At 63.1% G+C, this 19,327-nt stretch carries 20 protein-coding genes (1 of these 20 only partly in view); 9 read left to right on the forward strand and 11 right to left on the reverse strand.

From position 1 onward, the window contains the following. The first annotated feature begins 8 nt into the window (after positions 1–8). On the forward strand, positions 9–446 hold the full coding sequence (locus G7048_RS14345; RefSeq protein ID WP_240932986.1) for a PaaI family thioesterase: 438 nt from the start codon (positions 9–11) through the stop codon (positions 444–446). A 21-nt stretch (positions 447–467) separates the two neighbouring features. Here G7048_RS14345 and G7048_RS14350 read toward each other — a convergent pair whose 3' ends face one another. The 10 genes from G7048_RS14350 to G7048_RS14395 all read right to left on the reverse strand — a co-directional run bounded on the left by G7048_RS14350 (position 468) and on the right by G7048_RS14395 (position 10,391). Next, a complete protein-coding gene (locus G7048_RS14350; protein ID WP_166068792.1) occupies positions 468–1,142 on the reverse strand; it encodes a histidine phosphatase family protein in 675 nt (224 codons plus the stop codon). 56 nt (positions 1,143–1,198) lie between these two features. Further along, a complete protein-coding gene (locus G7048_RS14355; protein WP_166068793.1) occupies positions 1,199–2,332 on the reverse strand; it encodes an SDR family oxidoreductase in 1,134 nt (377 codons plus the stop codon). A gap of 12 nt (positions 2,333–2,344) precedes the next feature. Then, positions 2,345–3,592 (reverse strand): ABC transporter substrate-binding protein, encoded by a 1,248-nt coding sequence (locus G7048_RS14360; protein ID WP_166068794.1) that lies wholly within the window; start codon positions 3,590–3,592, stop codon positions 2,345–2,347. 47 nt (positions 3,593–3,639) lie between these two features. Further along, positions 3,640–4,713: a cyclase family protein gene (locus G7048_RS14365; protein WP_166068795.1), complete on the reverse strand. Its 1,074-nt coding sequence runs from the start codon at positions 4,711–4,713 to the stop codon at positions 3,640–3,642. A gap of 222 nt (positions 4,714–4,935) precedes the next feature. Beyond that, complete coding sequence (locus G7048_RS14370; RefSeq protein ID WP_166068796.1) at positions 4,936–5,907, reverse strand: threonine dehydratase; 972 nt, start codon at positions 5,905–5,907, stop codon at positions 4,936–4,938. Between the two features lie 4 nt (positions 5,908–5,911). Then, complete coding sequence (locus tag G7048_RS14375; protein WP_166068797.1) at positions 5,912–6,613, reverse strand: VOC family protein; 702 nt, start codon at positions 6,611–6,613, stop codon at positions 5,912–5,914. Next, the gene (locus G7048_RS14380) at positions 6,613–7,533 is read right to left on the reverse strand and encodes a PhzF family phenazine biosynthesis protein (RefSeq protein ID WP_166068798.1); all 921 of its coding nucleotides are present in this window, start codon (positions 7,531–7,533) and stop codon (positions 6,613–6,615) included. The genes G7048_RS14375 and G7048_RS14380 overlap by 1 nt, the downstream gene beginning before the upstream one ends. Before the next feature lie 72 nt (positions 7,534–7,605). Continuing rightward, a complete protein-coding gene (locus G7048_RS14385) occupies positions 7,606–8,226 on the reverse strand; it encodes a glutathione S-transferase family protein (RefSeq protein ID WP_166068799.1) in 621 nt (206 codons plus the stop codon). Positions 8,227–8,417: 191 nt separating this feature from the next. Beyond that, the gene (locus G7048_RS14390) at positions 8,418–9,608 is read right to left on the reverse strand and encodes a PLP-dependent aminotransferase family protein (RefSeq protein ID WP_166068800.1); all 1,191 of its coding nucleotides are present in this window, start codon (positions 9,606–9,608) and stop codon (positions 8,418–8,420) included. A 183-nt stretch (positions 9,609–9,791) separates the two neighbouring features. Then, on the reverse strand, positions 9,792–10,391 hold the full coding sequence (locus G7048_RS14395) for a LysE family translocator (protein WP_166068801.1): 600 nt from the start codon (positions 10,389–10,391) through the stop codon (positions 9,792–9,794). Positions 10,392–10,594: 203 nt separating this feature from the next. Here G7048_RS14395 and G7048_RS14400 point away from each other — a divergent pair, with 203 nt between their 5' ends. The 8 genes from G7048_RS14400 to G7048_RS14435 all read left to right on the forward strand — a co-directional run bounded on the left by G7048_RS14400 (position 10,595) and on the right by G7048_RS14435 (position 18,823). After that, positions 10,595–12,076 (forward strand): PLP-dependent aminotransferase family protein, encoded by a 1,482-nt coding sequence (locus G7048_RS14400; RefSeq protein WP_166068802.1) that lies wholly within the window; start codon positions 10,595–10,597, stop codon positions 12,074–12,076. A 327-nt stretch (positions 12,077–12,403) separates the two neighbouring features. Next, on the forward strand, positions 12,404–12,859 hold the full coding sequence (locus G7048_RS14405; RefSeq protein WP_166068803.1) for a hypothetical protein: 456 nt from the start codon (positions 12,404–12,406) through the stop codon (positions 12,857–12,859). Positions 12,860–12,927: 68 nt separating this feature from the next. Beyond that, positions 12,928–13,290, forward strand: a complete 363-nt coding sequence (locus G7048_RS14410) for a response regulator (protein ID WP_166068804.1) — start codon at positions 12,928–12,930, stop codon at positions 13,288–13,290. Positions 13,291–13,333: 43 nt separating this feature from the next. Beyond that, on the forward strand, positions 13,334–15,532 hold the full coding sequence (locus G7048_RS14415; protein WP_166068805.1) for a chemotaxis protein CheA: 2,199 nt from the start codon (positions 13,334–13,336) through the stop codon (positions 15,530–15,532). Then, complete coding sequence (locus G7048_RS14420) at positions 15,529–16,020, forward strand: chemotaxis protein CheW (protein WP_166068806.1); 492 nt, start codon at positions 15,529–15,531, stop codon at positions 16,018–16,020. Before G7048_RS14415 ends, G7048_RS14420 begins: the two co-directional genes overlap by 4 nt. Positions 16,021–16,042: 22 nt before the next feature. Beyond that, the gene (locus tag G7048_RS14425) at positions 16,043–16,957 is read left to right on the forward strand and encodes a CheR family methyltransferase (RefSeq protein ID WP_166068807.1); all 915 of its coding nucleotides are present in this window, start codon (positions 16,043–16,045) and stop codon (positions 16,955–16,957) included. Then, positions 16,954–17,685, forward strand: coding sequence for a chemoreceptor glutamine deamidase CheD (gene cheD, locus G7048_RS14430; RefSeq protein ID WP_166068808.1), 732 nt, complete (start codon positions 16,954–16,956; stop codon positions 17,683–17,685). The genes G7048_RS14425 and cheD overlap by 4 nt, the downstream gene beginning before the upstream one ends. Before the next feature lie 4 nt (positions 17,686–17,689). Next, the gene (locus tag G7048_RS14435) at positions 17,690–18,823 is read left to right on the forward strand and encodes a chemotaxis response regulator protein-glutamate methylesterase (protein ID WP_166068809.1); all 1,134 of its coding nucleotides are present in this window, start codon (positions 17,690–17,692) and stop codon (positions 18,821–18,823) included. Between the two features lie 35 nt (positions 18,824–18,858). Here the strand turns inward: G7048_RS14435 and G7048_RS14440 are convergent, their stop codons facing one another. Further along, positions 18,859–19,327: the final stretch of an ATP-binding cassette domain-containing protein gene (locus G7048_RS14440; protein WP_166068810.1), read on the reverse strand. It continues 1,433 nt past the right edge of the window; 469 of the gene's 1,902 nt are visible here — the last part of the coding sequence; its start codon lies beyond the right edge, outside the window; the stop codon is at positions 18,859–18,861.

A 19,327-nucleotide genomic window follows, 5' to 3' on the forward strand; every position in this document is an offset into this window, starting at 1 on the left:
GTCAAACCATGAGTTCAACCGCCGACATTCCCGCCTATCCTGCCGAACCGGATCACATGATCTTCGGCCTTCCCATGCCCATGGCGCTGGCGTTTGGTCTCAAGGGCGAGGCCATCGGCAACGACCGCGCGCGCATCCGCATGCCCTACCAGCAGCAGTTCACCAACAGCCGTGGCGACATGCATGGCGGCGCGATTGCCACGCTGCTCGACGTCGGTCTGTCAGCCGCCGCGCGAGCGCATGATCCCGCGAGCTTTGGCGTGATCACGGTCGATCTCACGATCCACTACATCGCACCTGCTGCGGGCGATGTGATCTGCACCGCAGTCTGCGAAAAGCGTGGCCGCAGTTTGAGCTTTGTGCGTGGCGAGCTGTTCAACGATGCGGGCGAATTGCTAGGCATGGCCAGCGGCACGTTCAAGTTGGTGGAGCGCAAGACCGCTTGAAAGGCGTGGGGAAAATATCGATCACGCGTAGGTGATCCACTCGCGATGCGTGTCGGTATCGAGATGGTTCAAGGTGTTGAAGGTCTGCAGCATCAGTCGCTTGGGGCTGATGCTGAACTCCGTCACCGCGCTGTTGCGGATGCGCATGTTCAGCGCAATTATCATTTCGGCGGGCGTGGAAAGCACCTCGCCCATGGCAGTGGCAATCGGGCCGCCGCTCGACACCAGCAGCACGTTGTGACCCGCATGGCGCTCGCGCACCTGTTCGAGCACGCTGCGCACGCCGCCTGAAAACTCGTCCCAGCTTGGCATGCCTTGCGGCGTGATGGTGCCGTTCATCCACTGTGCGAGCGCGTCGCACAGCAGGCGAAAATGCTGCTTGTAGAGTTCGGGCGTGTGCACTTCGGGACGCGGTCCGGGGCGGACCGCAGCGATCAGCGCATGGCTGTCATATTCGTTGAGTGCAGGCGTGACGAGCGGCTCGCAATCATCCATCTGCAGACCCTTGCAGATGCCTTCCAAAGTCTGCGCATGGCGATGGAGCGAGCCGCGAATCACGGCGTCGAATTGCATGCCGCGCTCGCGCCAGTATTCACCCAAGCGCACTGCCTGCTCGAAGCCGCGTTCGCTCAACTGATCGTAGTTTTCCGCGCCAAACGAAGCCTGTCCGTGGCGCACAAGATATAGCGTTCCCATGCGGCGGATTGTGTGCGTTTGGCGCTGTGCGTGCTGTCGCTGCGGGGACTCACGGATCAGGCCAATTTTCGACGTGCGATCTCTGCGGAAGGCAACAGACCACGTTCCTGCAATTGCCCGAACCATTTGCGGAACATGTCCTCGGTATCGATGCAGCCGTTGAAGCCCGCTTGCCGAATCTTCACCGAACTCATGATCACGGGCGGCAGCGGGCCGGTCTTGCCGTGGTTCATTTGAAAGTCGGCATAGACCGCTCCCTGACCGATGAAGGCTTGCAGGTCGCGTGGCGCTTTGAGCCGGTATTTGTCGACGATGCGCTCCCATGCCTGCTGCTCGTTGGGTACGGTGGCACCCAGTGATTCCGGCTCCGGCTCGCCCACTTCCATCCCCAGCGCATCGGCGATTGCGGGCCAGACGTTCTGCCAGGTGAACACGTCGCCGTTGTCGAGATTGAAGGTTTCGTTGCGCGCGTTGGGTGAGATGGCAGCCCATGCGCAGGCCTGTGCGATCAGGTCTGCGTCGATGGCCTGATTCACGCGCTCCGGGCCGCCCGGATAGGCGAGCGGCAGGCCGCGCTCATGCCTGAGCCATGCGTGGACGCCGATGGCGGGAATCGGATTCATGTTGCTGCCCATGGCATCGCCGAAGACGATGCGCGGGCGGAAGATGCTGAAGTGCCAGCGAGCGGATTTCGCCTGCCGCTCGCGCAGAAAATCTTCCTGCAGCCAGTAGAAGTTTTCGTGGTCGTCGCGTGGCCAACGTTCGCGTGCGGGCACAGCAATCCGGGGGTGGATATGCACGCCGTAAGCCTTGCCGCCCTGCATGATGCTCACATGCGCAAGCGGGCTGCCCGCGCGGTCCAGCGGCTCGACCACGTTGCGCAGCATGTCGAGGTTGATGCGCATCTGATTCTGATCGCGCCAGCCGCCGACGAGGCCACCGGGCTGCTCGTACACCGCCGCGTAGACCACATGCGTGATGTCGTCGCGATGCCCGAGTGCGGTCTCGCAAGCTGCGCGATCCTGCAGGTCGAGCTGCAGCGATTGCGCGCCGTCCGGCAGATCCAACTTGCGGCGCGCCACGCCGATCACGTTCCAGTCGGGCAGGGCGGCGAAGTGCCGCAGACAGGCCTGCCCGACCACGCCGGTCGCGCCCACGACGAGCGCGGTTTTCTTGGTTCCGTTGCTCATGTCTTCAGTTCTTCACTTCTTCACCAACGGGCACTTCGATTGCGACAGCGGCAAAAAGGCCTTGTCGCCCGGAACGGTGGCCATGAGCTTGAAGTAGTCCCATGGGTACTTGGATTCGCTTTGCGACTTCACCTGGAACAAGTACATGTCGTGCACCATGCGGCCGTCTTCGCGGATGCGGCCGTTCTTGGCGAAGAAGTCGTTGATCGGCGTGGACTTCATCTGCGCCATCACCTTGGCGGTGTCGTCGGTCTTGGCGGCCTGCACGGCTTTGAGGTAGTGCATGGTGGACGAGTACGCACCCGCCTGGCTCATGTTGGGCATCTTCTTCATCTTGGCGAAATAGCGCTTGGAAAACGCGCGCGTTTCGTCGTTCATGTCCCAGTAGAAACCTTCGGTCAGCATCAGGCCCGAAGCGGTCTTGAGGCCGAGCGCGTGCACGTCGGTGATGTACATGAGCAGACCCGCGAGCGTCTGCTTGCTGTTCGGGCCGATCAGCCCGAATTCGCGTGCGGCCTTCACGGAATTCACCGTGTCCGCGCCCGCATTCGCCAAGCCGATGATCTGCGCCTTGCTCTGCTGCGCGGTCATCATGAACGAGGCGAAATCGGTGGCCGCAATCGGGTGCTTGGCCGCGCCCAGCACCTTGCCGCCGTTGGCGTTGACGACCTTGCTTGCCTCTTCCTGCAGGCTGTTGCCGAAGGCGTAGTCGGCGGTCAGAAAGAACCAGTCCTTGCCGCCGCGCTGCGTGATCGCGCTGGCCGTCACGTTGGCGAGCGCGTAGGTGTCATACACATAGTGCACGGTGCTGGGCATGCACAGGTCGTTGGTCAGGCGGTCGATACCGGGGCCGTTGAAGACGATGACCTTGTTCTTCTGCTTGGCGACTTCGAGCACCGCGAGCGCGGGTGCGGACACGGCCACATCCATGAGCGCATCGACCTTGCCGGTGTCGAACCATTCGCGCGCCTTGCTCGCTGCGATGTCGGCTTTGTTCTGGTGATCGGCGGTGACCAGTTCGATCTTCTTGCCCAACACCTTGCCGCCGAAATCGTCAATGGCCATCTGCACCGCCGTGACTGTGCCGGGACCGGTGATGTCGGCAAACGGCCCCGCCAGATCGGAGATCACACCGAGACGCACGACGTCGTCGGAGATCTGCGCGTCCTGCGCTTGCGCGAGTGCGGTGCCGCCGAGCAGCGCGGCGGCGCAAACCAGTTGGCATGCATGGCGGATGGAGGAATGGGTGGTGCGTTGCATGGTTTTGTCTCCTGATTTTTTGAAGTGAAATGGGAAAGCGATGTTCTTCAGATCGTCGCAATCGGCGTGACGGGCGAGCCGACTGCGCCGGGAAGCCGCAGCGGCGGCGCGGTCAGCAGCAATCGCGTGCGACCGAGTTCGTGCAGCTTGTCTGCGAGTTCCTTGAGATGCCAAAGCTCGCCCAGCGGAATGCCGAGCTTGAACAGGCAATGCTCGTGCAGCGGCAGCACGGCGTAGCGCGAACCATCGGTAGGTGCGTTGCGCGGCGGGTGGCGTTCGACCGCGTAGTTGTCCGCAATCAGCGCGGTGATGCCGCTGTCGGTGATCCACTGCAGCAGTCGCGGATCGCCGCCGTCGAGCGCCGCGCAACTGGCGTGCAGTATGTGCGGATCGGGGTTGCGGTTCATCGATAGAACGAGTTCCGCAAAGCCGGTGCGCAGCAGCACCATGTCGCCGGGCTCCACGCTCGCGCCTGTCACCTGCATCGCATGCATGAGCTGTTCGTAGCCGATGTCCTGAAAGTCCATGCCGAACACGCGCGCAATGTCGATCAGCACTGCGCGGCCCTGCATGCCTTTGACGGCGAGGTTCTCGATGCCGAGGCGCTTCGCCACGCTTTCATCGGCAGGCCGACCGGCGCAGCACAGGGGTTGGTAGCGACCGCCGCGCGAAGGCAGTCCGTGATCGACGGGGCCGAGCACATGTTCATGGCCGCGAAAGCCGTTGTAGTAGGTGATGCGTTCGGTGCCGTCGCCATCCGCATCGAACAGCGAGCCCACATGCGCGAACGAATCCCACTGCGTGGAGTACTGCAGCGACAGCAGCACCTGATCGTCGCTCACCACATCGGTCGCACCCGGGAAAAGGTGGCCGATGGGGTAGTTCAGATACTCGACATCGTCGCGTTTGGTGGGGCGAAGGCGGGGCGGATGGCGGCGCACGTTGAGCGCATTGCCGCCCGGAAAATCCAGCGGCAGCGACAGGCAGAAACTCAGGCCCTCGCGCACTTCGGCCACGCCCTTGCGGACCTGCTCTGGGCCGATCAGGTTGGTGCGGCCGAGTTGATCATCCGGCCCGAAATCGCCCCAGTTCGAACCTTCGGGGCGTTGCTTCCATCGCATCGATCTGTCTCCTTCGCCGGTCTGCATCGGCGTTGGGTGCAATGGTGAAAGCGCGCGGCGGGTGCGTCAATCTTGTGCGGATAAGTTTTGACTGGCGAAACTACTCGCCGGGAAAACCCTTGTAGAACTCCCTGTGACTGTGCAGGTCGTCAACCGACATTCCGTTGGAATCGGCTCAAACGGCGATTCTCGTTTTGACTGGCAAAACAAAAAATGCAGGCTTCAGGCCAGCACTTTGGAGAACACCGCCGCGTCCACATTGCCGCCCGAGAGCACGGCACCGACGACTTGGCCCTTGAGCTGTTCGCGCTCCTGCATCGCGGCGGCAAAGGCTGCAGCGCCCGCGCCTTCGGCCACGTTGTGCGTGTCTTCGAAGATCGCCTTCATCGCGGCGGCCACTTCGTCGTCGCTGATCTGCACGACATGGTCGAGGTGCTGCATCAGCACGGACAGCGCCGTCGCATCGGCCACGCGCACCGCGAGGCCATCGGCGATCTGCGTGGTGACGGGCGCTTCGACCACGCGGCCTGCGGCGATGGAATCGGCATAGGTGGTGGCGTGCTTGCTCACCACGCCGACGATGCGCACGGGGTGCTTGAGCGCGAGCTTGGCGGCAATGGCTGAGCATGCGCCGGAGCCCAGGCCGATGGGAACGTAGGCCACATCCATGTTCGGCACGGCGCGGAAGAATTCCCACCACAGCGTGGAGACGCCGCGCAGCAGATCGGTGTGAAAGCTGGGCACCATCATGGCGCCGTTCTTCTCGGACAGCGCGATGGCATGTTCGCGTGCGGCCTGGAAATCGTCGCCGTGCTCGATCAGATTCGCGCCGAGCGCACGCATCGCCGCGTTCTTTTCGACCGAGTTGCCGTGCGGCACGACGATGGTGCAGGCGACGCCGTTCTTGCGCGCGGCCCAGGCAATGCTCTGGCCGTGATTGCCGCGCGTGGCGCTGATCACTTCGCGCGGAAGTTGGCCGCTGTTGGCAAGCTGCTCGAAGAAGGTGAGGCCGCCGCGAATCTTGAATGCGCCGACGGGATTGTGGTTCTCGTGCTTGAGCCAGCAATCGGTGCCCAGGCGCTCGGACAGCAGCGACCAGCGGTATTGCGGTGTGGCCTGGAACTCGTCGTGGACGACGCGCGCTGCGGCCTCGATGTCGGTCAGGGAGGGAAGCGAGTCGGTGACTGTGTTCATGCGTTCAAGGATTCAGGGTGACGGAGCCGCGCGCGGTGCTCAACGTGGCGCGGATGGCAGGAGTTTGGGTGGGAGCGATGGTGATGTGCGGCGCAGTCAGCGCGGCCACGTCGAGTGCCTGGCGCAGCAGGGCCGCGTCGGGATGCGCGAGCTCCAGGGATTGGAGTTGCACGCCGCAGTCGGGCAGGCTGGTGCAGGGGTGTTGCGCGCCCCATTCGATGAGCGTGGGCAGGCAGCCGTCCATCAGACGCTGGCCGTCATCGCGCACGGTGATCTGCCATTTGAGCAGTCCGGTGGGCGTGGGGCGGCTGGCTTTGAGAATGGTGCCGCGATCGATGCCGAGCTGCTGTTTCCATGCGGCATGCGTGTGCGCGAGGTGCTGCACGGAAACGGCCCAGTGGATGAGCTGTGGGCCGCTCTGCGCGATGTGCTTTTGCAGTGCCGCGTCATCCATGTCGAACCAGCGGCGCATGCTGGCATCGCGCGTGGGCTGCATGCCGGGATGGAGCGCGATGATTTCGAGATAGGCACGTGGAAACGCGGGGCTCGACACATTGATCAGGCGGTTGTGCGTGCCCATGAGCGGGTGCTCGCCGCCCGCGTTCGGCGTGATGCCGAGCGTCTGCTCGCACCACTGCACGCCAGCGTCGAGGCTGTCGGCCAAGACGACCAGATGGTCGAGCTGTGCGTTGGCTGGCGCGTTCATCACAGCGTGACCGTGCCGTCGATGCAGATGTGGCAGGCACCGCCCACCCAGATGCGGGATTCGGCATCTTGCGTGATGAGCACGCGGCCATCGCGGTCAATCGCCGTGCCTTGTGCGACGAGATAGGGCGCGCGCACATGGCCTTCTTCGATCAGCCATTGCGCGAGGCTGGCGTTGAAGCTGCCGGTGATCGGGTCTTCGACCGAGGTGGTGGTGGCGTTGAAGAACACGCGCACTTCCAGGTCGGGTGAGTTTTGTTCGGCAGAGCGATTGAACGCGCGCGCTTCGCGGCTGGCGCGGCCGATGAGGGCGGCGTTCTGTTGTGGGTACAACGCCGCAACGCCGACTTCGACGCCCATGGCATAGAGCTTCGATGTGTCGGGCGTCAGCTCCAGCAGGCGATCCGGATCGTGCGTGAGCAGCGCCCAGAACAGCGGGCCGTTGTTGAGCTTGGCGTGCGCGGCGACTTCGTTGCGTTGCAGGCCCAGCGCTTCGAGCACGGCTGCAAGTTCTTCTTCACTGCCCACGGTGCGTGTGGACGAAGGCGCGGCGAATGCCAGCGGCGCATCCTTGTTGCTGTGGTCGATGCGGATGTCCACCAAGCCTTTTTTGCTTTGTTGCACTACAACACCTTCGGTGCGCGGCCGTCCGCCTGTGTAAAGCCAAGCGTGGCAACTGCCGAGCGTCGGGTGGCCGGCAAAAGGCAGCTCGTTGCTGGGCGTGAAGATGCGCACCTGGTAGTCGGCTTCCGCGTTCGTGGGCGGCAGGAGGAAGGTGGTTTCCGAGAGATTCGTCCAGCGCGCGAAGTTCTGCATTTCGGCGTCACTCATGCCCGCTGCATCGACAACCACCGCAAGCGGGTTGCCACGAAAGGGCGTGGGGGAGAACACATCGATCTGCAGAAAGCGGCGTTGGCGCATGGAAGTCTCGGTGAAGTGAAAAAGGAAAAGAGAGAACGAAAAAGCGAAGAACGAAAAGCGGAAAACGAAGAATCAGGAAAGAGTCTGGTCGAGCACGCCGCGCGCGCCAGTGCGTTCGCACAGCGACTGGAACCAGCGCTCGATGTTGGGCAGCGAAGGGTGCTGCATCGGCAGACCGAACCAGCGGTGGATTTCACAACCCACGGGAATGTCGGCCATGCTGAATTGCTCGCCCGTCATGAAGGCATGCTTGCCGAGGTGCGCTTCGAGCGTCGCCAGCAGCGGCACGGTGGCGCTGACCGAATGCGCGATGCGTGCCTCGTCGCGCTCGGCGGCGGGTGTGCGTATCAGTTGGACGAAGGCGTCGCGGCCTGCGGGGTTGAAGGTGGTCTGCTGCCAGTCCATCCACTGCTCGGCGATGAAGCGCGCCTGCAGGTCGTCCGGATAAAGGCCGCCATGGGCGTAGCGGGCGCAGAGGTAGCGCACGATGACGTTGGATTCCCAGAGTCGATAACCGTCGTCTTCGATCAGCGGGACCAAGCCGTTCGGGTTGTGGCCGAGGTATTCGGCCTCGCGGACCAGGCCGAACTGGCCGCCTGCATCGGTGCGCTGCACAGTCAGGTCCAGCTCCTGCGCTGTCCAGATCACCTTGCGAACGTTGATCGAAGAAGTTCGTCCCCAGAGTCTCAGCATGGTGCTTCCTTTTGGCTTTGTCCGCTACTCGGTTTGAGGCGCCAATACAGCCCTTCATGCGTTGTTGCGAAGCCTTGCCGTATGAACATACTGTCTGCGGCTTCGACGCCTAGCCTGAAGGGCTGTCTTGGCGTTGTGGTGGCAGTTCAAAGCCCGTTCACGCTGCACAGGCTGCGTGTTCGGGATTTGCTTTACGCCTTGGCTGCCAGTTCTTCCTTGATGGTGGCGGCCAGTGCTGCGATGGCGGTGTTGATCTGTTCAACGGATGCGGTCACGAAGGACAGGCGCATGGTGCGCAGGTCGGCGTTGTCGGCGTAGAAGGCGGCACCGGGCACGAAGGCGACGTTGCGGTCCACGGCCTTGGGCAGGAGCTTGGCGGTGTCAATGCCTTCGGGCAGGCGCAGCCACAGGAACATGCCGCCGGCGGGTCGGTTCCACTTCACGTCGAGGCCGGCCATTTCGCGTTCGAGCGCGGCGACCATGGCTTCGCATTGCTCTTTGTAGAGCTTGCGGATCTTGGGCACATGCTTGTCGAGGAAGCCGCCCTTCATCACTTCGGCAACGAGGCGCTGGTTGAAGCTCGGGGTGTGCAGGTCGGCGGCTTGCTTGGCTTGCAGCAGCTTGGGGTAGATGTGCTTGGGGGCGACCACAAAGCCCAGACGCAGGCCGGGTGCGAGCACCTTGGAGAACGAACCCATGTAGATGCTGCCTTCGGGATTGCGGGCGGTGAGCTGCTTGGGTGGCTCGACGTCGAACCACAGATCGCCGTAAGGGTTGTCTTCCACCAGCGGAATGCCCAGCTCCTGCGCCTTGGCGACCAGTGCCGCGCGGCGTGCTTCGGTCATGGTGCGGCCGGTGGGGTTCTGGAAGTTGGGCAGCAGGTACATGAAGCGCGCCTTGTCGGCACCCGTGCCTGCCTTGGCGGCGAAGTCTTCGACGATGGGGCCTTCGTCATCGCTGGCGACGGACACCACGTTCGGCTCCATCGGCGTGAACGCCTGCAGCGCGCCGAGGTAGGTGGGCGTTTCGACGAGGATGCGGCTGCCCGCGTCGATCATGATCTTGCCGATCAGGTCGAGCGCCTGTTGCGAGCCGGTGGTGATCAGGATCTGGTCGGGGCTCACGTCCCAGGGCAGGAAGTCGGCGATCGCCTGACGCAGCGGGATGTAGCCTTCGCTGGCGGCGTATTGCAGGGCCGAGGCACCGTCGTTGTTCAGGATGGCGGCGGCGGCTTCGGCGAATTCGCTGATCGGGAAAGTCTTGGGCGAGGGCAGGCCACCCGCGAGGCTGATGATGCCGGGCTTCTCGGTCACTTTGAGAATTTCACGGATCACCGAGGGGTTCATTTTTTCGGCGCGAGCGGCCAGAGTCCATTGAGTCATGTTGCTTGCTTCTTGCATTGGCAGCCGTGGCGTGCTGCGCGCGGCTGTGGTGGGAATGGTGGAAGGAATGAAAACCGTGCCGTTGTCGTCTTCGTTGTGGTCAAGCGGCGTGGGCGTTATTTTCGCTGCGGATCGCGATTGTGGCGACGAGTGCAGTCTTTTTGTGGGGTTGATAAGCGATGTTCATGTGCCGAGCATCCAGTAGGCCGTGAGCACCAGAATCAGTGCCATGAAACGGTTGAACCACAGCAGCCGCGACCCGAAAGCCAGCCAGTTGCGCAGCAGCGCGCCGATCGAGGCGTAGAGCAGGTTGCTCGAAAACGCGAAGAACGCCATCACCGGCACGACGATGGCCAGGCGCTGCAGACCGTCCTCGCGGCCGATGATCCAGCTGCCGACGATGGTCAGCGCGAGCATCCAGGCCTTGATGTTCACGAACTGCAGGGCCGCGCCTTGCCAGAAGCTGATGTTCATGCGCGAGGCGTCGGCCTCGGAGAGCTTGCCGCTGCCGCTGAGCTTGAACGCCAGCCACAGCAGATAGCCGATGCCGACCGCCTTCACGCCCCAGCGCAACGCGGGCACGGCCAGCAGCACGGCACCCAGGCCTGCGGCGCACAGCACCAGCAGCGCACACCAGCCCACCGGCACCGACAGCACGAAACGCATCGCCGGACGCATGCCGCGATTGGCTGCGAGCGCGGCCGACAGCGTGGTGTTCGGGCCGGGCGTGAAGCTCATGGCCGTGGCGAGAACCAGCAATGCGGTGAATTCGGCTAAAGGCATTGGTTTGGGTGATTGAAGTGTGTGGCTGGTAGGTCGCTGGCAAGTGGCGTGGATTCACTGTAGGATAAAAACCATTACAGTACCAATACAGTTTGCTCTACAAAAAAACGATCTGTATCGGTCAATTTGCCAATACAGATAAGCAGAGCGCTTTTTTGGTGCATTCCGCGCCTCACTGTTGGCGCTTCCCGCATTACACCGCCATGGCCCTCACTCGCACACCCGATCAGACCCTTACCGACCAGTTGGCCGAGCGCTTTGCCGAGCGCATCCGCACGCGGCTTTTGCCCGCCGGGGCCAAGCTGCCGTCGGTGCGGGCCTGCGCACATCAGCAGGGGGTGAGTGCGTATACGGTCGTCGCCGCCTACGACAAGCTGCTCGCGCAGGGGCTGATCGACGCGCGCCGCCAGCGCGGCTTTTTCGTGCGTGATGTGCTGCAGAAATCTCCGGCCCAGTCGCGCGGGGATCAACCTTCGGCCGATGAGGAACTGAGCGCGGTGGTCAATCCCGTGCCGCCGCTGGGCATGCGGCCCACGCGTTCGTCGGGCTCGCTGATCAACGCCACGTCTCTGATGCGCGGCATGTTCTATCAGGCATCGAACAAGCCACAGCCGGGCTCGGGCGTGCTGCCAGTGGCGTGGCTGGAAGAGGCGCGCTTCATGCCTGCGGCAGTGCGCAAGATCACCACCATCGAGACGCTGCGTGCGGGCTCGCTCAGCTACGGCGAGCCCCTGGGCGATTCGGGTCTGCGGTCGGTATTGGCGCAGCGGCTGGCAGACATCAACATCACCGCCTCGCCCAACCAGATCATGACGACGGTGGGCGCGACACATGCGCTCGACATCGTCAGCCGCACGGTGCTCAAGGCGGGTGATCCGGTGATGGTGGAGGAGCCCGGTTGGTCGCTTGAATATGCGCGGCTCGATGCGCTCGGCATGCGTGTGCTGCCCGTGCCGCGCGGCCCGGACGGGCCCGATCTGGACGTGATGGCGCATTACTGCGAGACCTACGCGCCCAAGCTCTACGTGAGCGTGAGCGTGCTGCACAACCCCACGGGCTACAGCCTGTCGCCGGGCAGCGCGCACCAGATATTGCAACTGGCCGAACGCTTCAACTTCTACATCGTGGAGGACGACACCTACGGCCACATCGCGCCCGAACACGCCACGCGGCTGTCGAGTCTGGATGGGCTGCAGCGCACGATCTACGTGAACGGCTTCGCCAAGATCCTCGCGCCCAACTGGCGCATTGGTTACGCAGCCGCGCCGCCCGAGCTGGTGGAGCGGCTGCTCGACACCAAGCTGCTGTCCACGCTGACCACGCCCAGCATTCTGGAGAAGGCGCTGGCGCTGTGCATCGAGCAGGGCCAACTGCGTCGCCACGCGGAGCGCATGCGTCTGCGCATTGCCACGGCGCGCTCGCGCAGCGTGCAACTGGCGCTGGAGGCGGGCTGCCAATTCGTGGCCGAGCCCAGCGGCATGTTCGGCTGGGTGGAAACCGGCGTGGACACCGACATGCTCGCGCAGCGCATGCTCGACGAGGGCTATCTGATTGCGCCGGGTGCGCTGTTCCACGCGACGCGCAGACCCTGCACGCTCATGCGCATCAACTTTGCGAACACGCTGGAGCCGCAGTTCTGGAGAGTCTGGAAGCGCGTGGTGGCCGAGAGCCAGGCGCGAGGGTGAACCCCTACGGTATTGGGTAAATCCCGATCCGAAAGATTGTTAACGACAAGCATTAAAAATAACAAACGGATTCATTTGGTTTATCTTCAGAACGTCGGATGTTCATGGACCGCGTCTTTGTGGGTGAGAGGGGTTGTACAGGGGCGCACGACGGAATGAACCCGAGAGAGAAGTCCTGTTTGTATTTACAGTTACTTGCGAGCGACAATTTGCGATAGTGAGAAGCCGTTATCATCCCATTTACATTCTGAAATGCGGGCGGTACTGTCCAGCAATGGACGTGGCAAGAACTGACACAAGGTGGTGGCCTCAGCACATGGAGAAACAATGCAATCTACGCTGACAAGCTCTGGTGACCCTGCAGTCCGCGTGTCGGTGATGACGGTTGCCGAGCTGCAGGATTCGCTGCTGATGGTGATGCACGATCTCCACCGACTGGAAGGGCTGCTGGGCGACGCGACGGACAATCTGCTGCAACGCTTTGGCGAGGCCAACGGCCTGCTGACCGACGATGTGGTGGCGCAGTCGGCGCAATCGCAGCAACTCGAACAGGCCCGTGCCGCGCTGCGCAGTGCCGTCACCGAGCTGCAGTTTCACGACATGGCCACGCAGCTGATCACCCACACCACCAAGGTGGTGCGCTCCTGCGCTTTTCAGCTGGGTGCCGAGGCCATGGGCTCTTCGGAAGCGGAAGAGGCCGCAGCGCCGCCCGATGCCGCGCCGGGTCGCCCCAATCCGGTGACCCAGAGCGAAATGGCAGCGGGCTCCATCGAGCTGTTCTGAACGCCGCACCCCCGCAGTTCCAAGCACTGAATATTGAACAGATAAAGTTAGATAAAGGTTTCATTCACATGCCATCCATTCTTGCTGTTGATGACTCGCCCTCCATGCGCAAAATGGTGTCGTTCACGCTGACCGGCGCGGGCTACCATGTGGTGGAAGCGGTGGACGGGCAGGACGCGCTCGAGAAGGCAGACGTGCACGACATCGATCTGGTGCTGGCCGACCAGAACATGCCACGCCTTGACGGCGTCGGTCTCACGCGCAAGCTGCGCGAACACCCCAAGTTCAAGACCACGCCCATCCTGATCCTGACCACCGAGTCGAGCGAGCAGATGAAGCAGGCGGGCCGTGCGGCCGGGGCGACCGGATGGCTGGTCAAACCGTTCGATCCCAACCGCCTGATCGAAGTGATTCAAAAGGTCCTGCGCTAAAACCGCAGCCGCTGCTGGCTGGCACGCACACTTGGAGAACCGCATGGCCGACACTCACCCAGAGGGCCCGGGCGCAACAGGCGCAGGAGCGCATTTCGACCTCAGTCAGTTCTACCAGATCTTCTTTGATGAGGCGGCCGAGAACCTCGATCAAATGGAGCACATGCTGCTGCATGTCGATCTGGCGAATGCCAACGACGAGCAGCTCAACGCCATCTTCCGCTGCGCGCATTCGATCAAGGGCGGCGCGGCCACCTTCGGCTTTGCCGACATCGCCGAACTCACGCACCAGATGGAGTCGCTGCTCGACCGCGTGCGTCGGCGCGAATTGCTGCTGTCGCCGGAACTGGTCGATGTGCTGCTCGATGCGGCAGACCTGTCGCGCTCCTTGCTCGCACGCCATCAGGATGAGGAATCCGCCGAGCCACCGGCCACGGGCGATCTCGTGCGCCGCATCAGCGATCTGATGACGGGTGGACATCGGGGCCCTGCGGGAAATGGTTCAGGCCACGTTGATGTCAGTGGTGCTTTGGGCGTGGCGCAGTCCGATGAGACCAGCGCTGCGCAAGCGCTGGCCCGCCCGCTGCGCCGACTGTCGCTGCGCATCGGTCCCATGTCGAATGCCGAAACCGCCGACGAAGTGGCCGACCTGCTCTGCAGCATGCCCAACGTGCAGCAGCTCGATGAACTGCCGGTGCTCCAGGCCAACGTGCGCGCCATCGTGGTCGAGACCGCGCTGACCGACGACGAACTGCGCGATCTGCTGGCGTTTCATGTGTCGACGGAGCAATTGGGCATCGACGTCGAGGCGATCATCGAGCCACCTGCTGCAGCGGTGATGGCTGTGATGGCGGTGGCGGAGACTGCCGAAAGCAGCAACGCAACCGATCCCCTCGAAGACGAATTCTTCGGGCTCTTCAGCGGTGCGCCGGGCCTGCCTGCCGATCTGCAGGCAGAGGCCGACATGGCCGCAGCACAGGCCCCGGTGGCGCTGCCTGCGGGCTTCGAGCACAAGTCCAGCACGGCTGCGCATGTCGAGGCTGCCACCATCCGCGTGGGTGTGAGCAAGGTGGATCAGCTCATCAATCTGGTGGGCGAACTGGTGATCACGCAGGCCATGCTGGCGCAGAACAGCCGCGATCTCGATCCGCGCCTGCATCAGCATCTGCTGTCGGGGCTGGCCGATCTGGAGCGCAACACGCGGGAACTGCAGGAATCGGTGATGTCGATCCGCATGATTCCCATGTCGGTCGTGTTCAACCGCTTTCCGCGCATGCTGCGCGACCTGGCGCTCAAGTGCGGCAAGAACGTCGAACTGGTCACGCAGGGCGAGGCGACCGAGCTCGACAAGAGCATGGTCGAGAAGATCACCGATCCACTCACGCATCTGGTGCGCAACAGCTGCGATCACGGCATCGAAACGCCGGCCGAGCGCGTGGCGGCGGGCAAGCCCGAGCATGGAACGATCACGCTGTCGGCATCGCATCAGGGTGGCTCGGTGATGATCGAAGTCCACGATGACGGGCGCGGCTTCTCTCGCGAAAAAATCCTGCGCAAGGCGCGCGAGCGGGGGCTGCCCGTGTCCGACGAGATGAGCGATCAGGATGTCTGGGCGCTGGTGTTCGAGCCCGGCTTTTCCACCGCCGATGTGGTCACCGACATTTCGGGGCGCGGCGTGGGCATGGATGTGGTCAAGCGCAGCATCATGGCGTTGGGCGGCAGCGTGGAGCTCGATTCCGCAGAAGGTTATGGCACGCGCATTTCGGTGCGCCTGCCGCTCACGCTCGCCATCATGGATGGCATGTCGGTGGCGGTGGGCGACGAGGTCTACATCTTGCCGCTGTCATCGGTGGTCGAGTCCTTTCAGGTGACGCCCACCAGCGTGAAGACGGTGACTCAGGGCTCGACGCTGGTGCAGGTGCGAGACGAATACATGCCGGTGGTCGAACTGGACAAGCTGTTCGAGGTGCCGCGCAATCCGCACAGCGTGGCGCGCCATGCCGACATCATGGTGGTGGTCGAAGTGGAAGACAGCCGCGCTGCCCTGCGGGTCGACGAACTGCTGGGCCAGCACCAGGTGGTGGTGAAAAACCTCGAGACCAACTACCGCAAGATTCCCAACGTGTCCGGCGCGACGATTCTGGGAGACGGTTCGGTGGCGCTGATTCTGGATGCCGTGGCCATCGTGCGGCGCGCGCGCGGAACGCGTTCGCTAGTGCAGGAACTGGGAGAGCTGGCATGAACGAGCGATTCTTGCAGGAGTCCGGCAAGGCGGTGCAGGGCAAGGAGTACCTGACCTTTCGCATCGCGCAGGAAGAATACGGCATCGACATCCTCAAGGTGCGTGAGATCCGCCGCTACGAATCGCCCACGCGCATTGCCCGCACACCCGCGTTCATCAAGGGCGTGGTGAACCTGCGAGGCACCATCGTGCCCATCGTCGATCTGCGCATGCGGCTGCATCAGGACTGCGCGCCGCAGTATGGCGAGTTCACCGTGGTCGTCATCCTGAATCTGCTGGACCGGGTGGTTGGCATCGTGGTCGATTCGGTCAGCGATGTGCTGCACCTTCAGCCCGAAGACATCAGCAGCGTGCCCGAGTTCGAATGCACCATCGACCACGATTGCATCGAGGGCCTGGGAAGCGTGGCCGGGCGCATGCTGATCCTGCTGGCCATCGAGAAGCTGATGTCCAACGTCGACATGGGGCTGGTCCCCGCAGATGCTTGAGCGCGAGGCCGAAACAGACGCCATGAACACCGTCACCGATCCCCTGTCGCCCGACGGCCCGCGCACCACGCGGCGTCGGCGCAGCGTGCATGCGGTGGATGCCGACTTGCCGGATGCCGAGGATGGCACGCGCGAATTCGTCTGGACGCAGGATGATTTCGAGCGCATCCGCGCATTGATTCACGCGCGTGCCGGCATCCATCTGCACAACGGCAAACAGGCCATGGCCTACAGCCGGGTGGCGCGGCGTCTGCGCGAGACCGGGCACAAGAGTTTCAACGACTATCTGAACTGGCTGGAGCATCAGGACGACGATGCGCAGTGGCAGGAATTCGTGAACGTGCTGACCACGAACCTCACAGCCTTCTTTCGCGAACCGCATCACTTCGACGTGCTCGCCACGTGGTTTGCGCAGCATCCGAAAGGCCCATGGCATATCTGGAGCTGCGCCGCATCGACGGGCGAGGAACCATATTCCATCGTGATGACGGCCATGGAGACTTTGGGTTCGCTGGCCTCGCAGTTGAAAGTGACAGCCAGCGACATCGACTCGCGCGTGCTGGCCCGTGCGGAGCAAGGCGTGTACCGGGACGATCAACTCAAGGGCTTGAGCCAGGAGCGGCTGCACCATTTCTTTTTGCGCGGCACGGGTGTGAATTCGGGGCTGGTGCGTGTGCGACCGCCGTTGCAGCAGGCCGTGGAGTTCAAGCAGATCAATCTGATGGATGAGAACTGGCCGTTCCAGAGCCCGCTCGACGCGGTGTTCTGCCGCAACGTGATGATCTATTTCGACGCGAAAACCCAGCGGCGGGTGCTGGAGCGACTGCATCAGGTGATCCAGCCCGGTGGTCTGCTTTTCGTCGGACATGCCGAGCATTTCAGCGACGTCAGGGACTTGTTCGTCCTGCGTGGCAAGACCGTGTACGAGCGCATATGACTCCAAGGCAGGCTCCCTCCAACGCGTCATCCGCAGGCACGCTCGCGAGCAGCGCGGACGATGCGCAACCGACCTCGCGTGCGCGCGGACCGCTCGACGTGACGCTGGAGCAGCTCAAGGCCAGACCCGTGCGGACGGGCCAGGCGTCGTTCTACTTTTTCGACAACCACTTTCAGCACAACGCGGTCAAAGTGCTCCCCGGGGAGTATTTCGTGACCAACGAGAATGTGATGCTGATCACCGTGCTCGGCTCCTGCATTTCCGCCTGTCTGTGGGATGGGCGCGCGGGGGTGGGCGGCATGAATCACTTCATGCTGCCGGTGGGGGACTCCACCGATCTCTCGGGACGCTACGGATCGTATGCGATGGAATTGCTGATCAACGAAATGATGAAGCTGGGCGCGCGCCGCGAGTTCATGCAAGCCAAGATTTTTGGTGGCGCGCAGGTGATTCACGGCTTCACCAACATGAACGTGGGCGAGCGCAACACGGAATTTGTGCGCGAGTATCTGCGCACCGAGCGCATCCCCGTGGTGTCGGAAGACGTGCTGGACATTCATCCGCGCAAGGTGGTGTTCTTCGCGCCCTCCGGCAAGGCCATGGTCAAGCGTCTTGCGCACACGCACCAGGAAGCATTGGTGGCGCAGGAAGCGCGCGCCAATGCGGCATCCGTGGCGCGTGCGACGCGTGGTGGTTCGGTGGATCTTTTCGGACAGCGAAAGGGCTGATCGCATGTCAGTCAAAACGCGTGTTCTGGTGGTGGATGATTCGGCGCTGGTTCGAAATCTGCTCAAGGAAATCATCAACCACCAGCACGACATGGAGTGCATCGGCACAGCCAACGATGCGCTGGCCGCGCGCGAGATGATCCGCGATCTGAATCCGGACGTCATCACGCTGGACGTGGAAATGCCGCACATGGACGGCATCGACTTTCTCGGTCGCCTCATGCGCCTTCGTCCCATGCCGGTGCTGATGATTTCCACGCTCACCGAACATGGTGCGGACGTCACCTTGAAAGCGCTGGAGTTGGGCGCGGTCGATTTCGTGGCCAAGCCGCGCCTGGGCATCGAAAACGGCTTGCTCGAACTGGCGCAGCAGATCGTGGAGAAGATCCGCATTGCAGCGCACGCGCAGGTCAAACGGCTGCCTTCGCTGACGCTTGAATCGGTCAAGCGCCTGCGGGCGCTCAACGGCGCATCCAGCGAACGTCCGCTGCAGACCACACAGCCCTTGCGACTGCCATCTCCGCTGCTCAGCGACAAGCTGATCTGCATTGGCGCATCGACCGGCGGAACGGAGGCGGTGCGCGAGGTGCTGGCGTACATGCCCGCAGACGCACCTCCCATCGTCATCGTGCAGCACATGCCCGCCGGGTTCACCGCCAGCTTTGCAGCGCGGCTCAACGAATTGAGCACGGTGTCCGTGACTGAAGCCATGCACGGCGAACCGCTGTTGCCCGGTCACGCCTACATCGCGCCAGGCGGCAAGCATTTTGCGGTCGTGCGGCGCGTGGGGCGCTACATGGCGTCGATCTTCGATGGCGATACCGTCAATCGCCACAAGCCGTCGGTGGATGTGCTGTTCCGTTCGGTCGCGTCATCGGCCGGGCCGAATGCCATCGGCATCATGCTGACCGGCATGGGCAGCGATGGCGCATCCGCAATGCGCGAGATGAAGGCGGCGGGCAGCTACAACTACGCGCAGGATCAGGCGACCTGCGTGGTGTTCGGCATGCCGCGCGAGGCGATTGCGCATGGAGCGGTGGACTCGGTCCTGCCGCTCTCGCAGATCGGCCCCGCCGTGCTGGCACGACTGCGAAAGAGCATCGCGCCAAGCATGCTGCTTGATGAGCCGCCTTATTGATCGATCGACGGATCGACCAATGGGCTGATTGACCGTCAGGCCGACAGCTCGGACCAGCGCTCCAGCGCCTGCATCAACTGCGCTTCGATTTCACCATCTCGCGCATGCAGCACTGCAGCGCGAGCGCCATCGCGGGAGTACAGCGTGCCATCGGCGAGCTCGTCCTGAATCGACTTCTGCTCGGTTTCCAGCGCCTCGATCTGCGCAGGCAACTGGTCCAGCTCGCGCTGTTCCTTGTAGCTGAGTTTGCGCTTGGGGGCGAGGGCGCTGCTGGCCTTGCTGGCGTCAGGCTCGGCGGCGGATGCCTCCTGCTTTTTGGCGCCCTTCTTGGGCGCAGCCGCAGCGGCAGCCAGATCGCGACGGCGACGTGACTGGGTCAGCCAATCTTCCACGCTGCCTTCGTATTCGGTCCACACTCCTGAATCTTCATAAGCGATGGTGCTGGTCACCACGTTGTCGAGGAACTGGCGATCATGGCTCACGAGGAACACTGTGCCGTCGTAG

The organism is Diaphorobacter sp. HDW4B (assembly GCF_011305535.1).
Classification (GTDB): Bacteria; Pseudomonadota; Gammaproteobacteria; order Burkholderiales; family Burkholderiaceae_C; genus Diaphorobacter_A.

Bases quoted from the DNA above. Each gene is read 5' to 3' on its own strand.
- G7048_RS14350 (WP_166068792.1), bottom strand. From the start codon at position 1,142: ATGGGAACGCTATATCTTGTGCGCCACGGACAGGCTTCGTTTGGCGCG.
- G7048_RS14395 (WP_166068801.1), bottom strand. From the start codon at position 10,391: ATGCCTTTAGCCGAATTCACCGCATTGCTGGTTCTCGCCACGGCCATG.
- G7048_RS14385 (WP_166068799.1), bottom strand. From the start codon at position 8,226: ATGCTGAGACTCTGGGGACGAACTTCTTCGATCAACGTTCGCAAGGTG.
- G7048_RS14415 (WP_166068805.1), top strand. From the start codon at position 13,334: ATGGCCGACACTCACCCAGAGGGCCCGGGCGCAACAGGCGCAGGAGCG.
- G7048_RS14390 (WP_166068800.1), bottom strand. From the start codon at position 9,608: ATGACTCAATGGACTCTGGCCGCTCGCGCCGAAAAAATGAACCCCTCG.
- G7048_RS14365 (WP_166068795.1), bottom strand. From the start codon at position 4,713: ATGCGATGGAAGCAACGCCCCGAAGGTTCGAACTGGGGCGATTTCGGG.
- G7048_RS14405 (WP_166068803.1), top strand. From the start codon at position 12,404: ATGCAATCTACGCTGACAAGCTCTGGTGACCCTGCAGTCCGCGTGTCG.
- G7048_RS14370 (WP_166068796.1), bottom strand. From the start codon at position 5,907: ATGAACACAGTCACCGACTCGCTTCCCTCCCTGACCGACATCGAGGCC.
- G7048_RS14355 (WP_166068793.1), bottom strand. From the start codon at position 2,332: ATGAGCAACGGAACCAAGAAAACCGCGCTCGTCGTGGGCGCGACCGGC.
- G7048_RS14420 (WP_166068806.1), top strand. From the start codon at position 15,529: ATGAACGAGCGATTCTTGCAGGAGTCCGGCAAGGCGGTGCAGGGCAAG.
- G7048_RS14400 (WP_166068802.1), top strand. From the start codon at position 10,595: ATGGCCCTCACTCGCACACCCGATCAGACCCTTACCGACCAGTTGGCC.
- G7048_RS14380 (WP_166068798.1), bottom strand. From the start codon at position 7,533: ATGCGCCAACGCCGCTTTCTGCAGATCGATGTGTTCTCCCCCACGCCC.
- G7048_RS14425 (WP_166068807.1), top strand. From the start codon at position 16,043: ATGAACACCGTCACCGATCCCCTGTCGCCCGACGGCCCGCGCACCACG.
- G7048_RS14345 (WP_240932986.1), top strand. From the start codon at position 9: ATGAGTTCAACCGCCGACATTCCCGCCTATCCTGCCGAACCGGATCAC.
- G7048_RS14360 (WP_166068794.1), bottom strand. From the start codon at position 3,592: ATGCAACGCACCACCCATTCCTCCATCCGCCATGCATGCCAACTGGTT.
- G7048_RS14410 (WP_166068804.1), top strand. From the start codon at position 12,928: ATGCCATCCATTCTTGCTGTTGATGACTCGCCCTCCATGCGCAAAATG.
- G7048_RS14375 (WP_166068797.1), bottom strand. From the start codon at position 6,613: ATGAACGCGCCAGCCAACGCACAGCTCGACCATCTGGTCGTCTTGGCC.
- G7048_RS14435 (WP_166068809.1), top strand. From the start codon at position 17,690: ATGTCAGTCAAAACGCGTGTTCTGGTGGTGGATGATTCGGCGCTGGTT.
- cheD (WP_166068808.1), top strand. From the start codon at position 16,954: ATGACTCCAAGGCAGGCTCCCTCCAACGCGTCATCCGCAGGCACGCTC.